General features: G+C 71.8%; 4 protein-coding genes and 1 pseudogene. 2 read left to right on the forward strand and 3 right to left on the reverse strand.

What is annotated here, in order from left to right:
- From ACFU99_RS37075 to ACFU99_RS37085, 3 genes are all read right to left on the reverse strand, one after another.
- On the reverse strand, positions 1-655 hold a 655-nt coding region (locus ACFU99_RS37075), incomplete at its 3' end, for an NADH-quinone oxidoreductase subunit C (RefSeq protein WP_384401090.1).
- On the reverse strand, positions 652-1,323 hold the full coding sequence (locus ACFU99_RS37080; RefSeq protein WP_384401093.1) for an NADH-quinone oxidoreductase subunit B: 672 nt from the start codon (positions 1,321-1,323) through the stop codon (positions 652-654). The genes ACFU99_RS37080 and ACFU99_RS37075, both read right to left, overlap by 4 nt.
- A complete protein-coding gene (locus tag ACFU99_RS37085; protein WP_384401096.1) occupies positions 1,314-1,730 on the reverse strand; it encodes an NADH-quinone oxidoreductase subunit A in 417 nt (138 codons plus the stop codon). Before ACFU99_RS37085 ends, ACFU99_RS37080 begins: the two co-directional genes overlap by 10 nt.
- A 182-nt stretch (positions 1,731-1,912) precedes the next feature.
- Between ACFU99_RS37085 and ACFU99_RS37090 the strand changes: the two genes are divergently transcribed.
- Positions 1,913-3,118 (forward strand): sensor histidine kinase, encoded by a 1,206-nt coding sequence (locus tag ACFU99_RS37090; RefSeq protein ID WP_384401099.1) that lies wholly within the window; start codon positions 1,913-1,915, stop codon positions 3,116-3,118.
- A 229-nt stretch (positions 3,119-3,347) separates the two neighbouring features.
- Positions 3,348-3,690 (forward strand): annotated as a pseudogene (locus tag ACFU99_RS37095) (hypothetical protein); the annotation flags it as partial.

The raw sequence follows: 3,690 nt of genomic DNA on the forward strand, positions 1-3,690 counted from the left end.
CGTTGGGGTCGGGCACCCCCGGCGGCAGCATCTGCCGCCGCTTCGGCCCGCCGTGCTCCGACTCCCCCGGCTCCTTGGCCCCCGGCCACGCCTTCGCGACCCGCGCCGCGAGCACGAAGTCCTTGCGCAGCGGGTGCCCCTCGAAGCCGTCGGGCAGCAGCAGCGGTACGAGGTGGGGGTGGCCGGTGAAGTCCACGCCGAACATCTCGTGCGTCTCCCGCTCGTGCCATGCCGCTCCGGCGTACACGCCGACCGCGGTCGGCAGCGCGGGGGCCTCATGCGGCACGGTGGTCCGTACGAGCAGCCGCCGCAACGCACCGGCCGCGGGCGCGGCCCCGGACTCCGTCCCCAGCGCCACCACATGCGCGCAGATCCGGAAGCCCGTACCCGGTTCGTCGACGGCGCTGAGCCAGTCGAAGTACGTACAGCCCAACGCGTTCCGCGCCGTTTCGAGCGCGGCGAGCCAGGCCGCCGACGGCACGTCGACGGTCAGCAGCCCGTACGCCTCCTCGGCGACGGCGCCCGCGCCGAACAACTCCTCCGCCGGCCCCGGCAGCCAGCCCACGGGCGGCGCCGCGACGGCCGGTTCCGCGTCCGGCTCCGCGCCACCGTCGGAGGTGTTCTCGGGCTCGGGCTCGGCCTCGGGGGCTGTCATCTTTTGTCTTCCCCGGTCGGTGAAGTGACTTCCAGTCCTGCGGAACCCGACGCAGCGGCATCCGCCCCGGCGGCAGCCGAAGCGGCACCGGAACCCGGCACCGGCGGCGCCGCCACAAGCCCGCTCCGGAGCGCGGCCCCCGAAGGAGCCGTCTGATAGCGCTCCCCCAGCGACTCCCGCGCGATCTTCTCCTGGAGCTTGAGGATGCCCTGGAGCAGCGCCTCCGGACGCGGCGGGCAGCCGGGTACGTACACGTCGACCGGGATGATCTGGTCGACGCCCTTGGTGACGGAGTACGAGTCCCAGTACGGGCCGCCGCAGTTGGAGCAGGCGCCGAAGGAGATGACGTACTTGGGCTCGGGCATCTGCTCGTACAGCCGCTTGACGGCCGGGGCCATCTTGTCGGTGACGGTGCCCGAGACGATCATGAGATCGGCCTGGCGGGGGCCCGGTGCGAAGGGGATGACGCCGAGCCGGATGAAGTCGTGGCGTGCCATGGAGGCCGCGATGAACTCGATGGCGCAGCAGGCCAGCCCGAAGTTGAAGACCCACAGGCTGTAGCGGCGGCCCCAGTTGAGGACCACCTTCATGGGTTCGGGGGCGAGGCGGGACAGCGTCCCGAGCCGGCGCGGCTCGGGGAGGTCCACCGGTGCGGGTGTCACGTCCATTCGAGGACGCCCTTCTTCCATGCGTACAACAGGCCGACGGCGAGGAAGCCCAGGAAGATGAACATCTCCACGAGCGTGGTGCCGCCGAACCCCGGCGCGGCGAAGACCGTCGCCCACGGGAACAGGAAGATCGAATCGACGGCGAAGATCACATACAGGAACGCGTAAACGTAGTAGCGGACCTGGGTGTGCGCCCAGCCCTCGCCGACCGGGTCCACCCCGCACTCGTACGTCAGCATCTTCTCGCGCGTCGGCACGACGGGCCGCAGCAGCCGCCCGGAGGCGAAGGCCACCGCGACGAAGAGCACGCCGACCACGGCCAGCAGACCGACGACCGAGTAGCTGTGGAAGTAGCCGACCGCGAGCCGGACCCCGGCACCGGCGGTGCGTACGGTCGTCTCCGGCACGTCCGCCCCTCGCTCCCTTTGCTGCTGCGCATCCGCATTTCGACGATCTGTACGGACGGGATTCTAGGCCCTGGCCCCTGTTCCGCGAGCCGCCCCGTCACCGCGAAGGTGGGGTTATCCCTACTTCCGGTCGCCGATGAACCCCATGGCGCGGTGCCGGGCGGCCCGGCAGGCTTGGCGGTATGACCGCCAGCAGTAGAGCGCGTGACGCCGGGTCCCTCGACGACAGCGCCTGTGAGGAGGACCGGCTGCCGCCCGCGTTCCTCGCCTTCCACCGGCAGACGTGGCGCGAAGTCGCGCATCTGCTCGTCAACCTGCCCATGGCCCTCGTCGGCTTCGTCTACGTCTCCATGTGGCTGTACGCGGGCGTGGCGCTGTCCGTCACCGTGATCGGGCTGCCGCTGCTGGCGCTGGGGCTGTCGGGCTCGCGCGGGCTGGGCCGGGCCGAGCGGACGCGGGCGCGGTCGCTGCTGGGGCTGTGGATCGAGGAGCCGAGCCCGCTGCGCCGGCACCGGCGGAGCCGGGGATTCTTCCCCTGGCTGTGGACGGCGCTGAAGGACCCGGTGGGCTGGCGGTCCACGCTGTATTTGTTCATACGATTGCCATGGGGGATCTTCACGTTCGCCGTCACCCTCGTCACGCTGATCGTCGGCTGGCCGGTGCTGGGCTTCGTGGCCCGCGGGCTGACCAACGCGGACCGGGCGATGGTGCGGGGGCTGCTCTCCCCCTCCGGCGAACTGGAGCAGCGCATCGAGGAGCTGGAGTCGGACCGCGGGGTGGTCTTCGACACCGCCGCCGCCGACCTGCGCCGCATCGAACGCGATCTGCACGACGGCGCGCAGGCCCGGCTCGTAGCCCTCGCCATGGACCTCGGCCTCGCGAAGGAGAAGCTGCTGGAGGACCCGGAGGCGGCGGCCCGTATGGTCGACGAGGCCCACGGCGAGGTGAAGACCGCCCTTCAGGAACTGCGCGATCTCGCGCGCGGCATCCATCCGGCGATCCTCACCGACCGCGGCCTCGGCCCGGCCCTGTCGTCGGTCGCGGGGCGGTGCACGGTGCCCGTGGACGTATCGGTGGATCTCGCGGCGCGCCCGGCCCCGGCCATCGAGGGCATCGCCTACTTCACCGCCTCCGAGCTGCTCCAGAACATCAGCAAGCACAGCGGTGCGCGCACCGCCGGCGTCGAGATGTGGCGGGCGAAGGACCGGCTGATGCTCCAGGTGCGGGACGACGGCCGGGGCGGCGCGTCCTTGGACAAGGGCAGCGGGCTGGCGGGGCTGGCGGAGCGGCTGGGCTCGGTGGACGGGCTGTTCGTGGTGGACTCGCCGGACGGCGGCCCCACGGTCGTCACGGCCGAGCTGCCCTGGCGGGAGCGGGCGGCGGGCTGAGCGGGAGCGCGCGATCGGCTGAGCGCGGTTGGCGGACGGCCGATCGCGGGCGGCAGATGGCTTCCGGGCCCGTGGTAGGGCCAACCCCACCATGCGGACGCCGACACGCTCCATGGCCCCCGGCACGGCGATCGGGGAGCGTGGAACCACAACGGTGCACCACGCGCGGCCGGCAGCGGCAACAAGCGGCAGCGAACAGCCACGAAGACCTTGGAGATCGGACAGACAGATGGCCATCGATCACGGCGAGTACGTCGGTCAGGGCGGGCGCGGCGGCCGCGGCGGGTATCGCGACCCCGACGCCTACGACTACGACGGCTACGGCCACGGCCACGGCGGCTACGGGCCGCCGGAGCGTGCCCACCGGGTGCCCGCCGTGCTGCGCGCGCCCCTGGAGGGCCGGACCTGGCGCGAGTTCCTCTACCTGGTGCTGAGCCTGCCGATAGCCGTCGTCGGCTTCAGCTACGCGACCGTGATGGTCCAAGGGGGATACCAGCGGCACAGCGATCAAACGGAAACGGAACTCTTCCGGGTCGAGACGATCTGGTCGACCAGACCGTACGCGAGGGACT

Origin of the sequence: Streptomyces sp. NPDC057654 (assembly GCF_042800135.1) — a bacterium.
Taxonomy (GTDB): domain Bacteria; phylum Actinomycetota; class Actinomycetes; order Streptomycetales; family Streptomycetaceae; genus Streptomyces.

What these genes read in the sequence shown, in the direction of transcription:
- ACFU99_RS37080 (WP_384401093.1), bottom strand. Translation starts at nt 1,323, where the DNA reads ATGGACGTGACACCCGCACCGGTGGACCTCCCCGAGCCGCGCCGGCTC.
- ACFU99_RS37090 (WP_384401099.1), top strand. Translation starts at nt 1,913, where the DNA reads ATGACCGCCAGCAGTAGAGCGCGTGACGCCGGGTCCCTCGACGACAGC.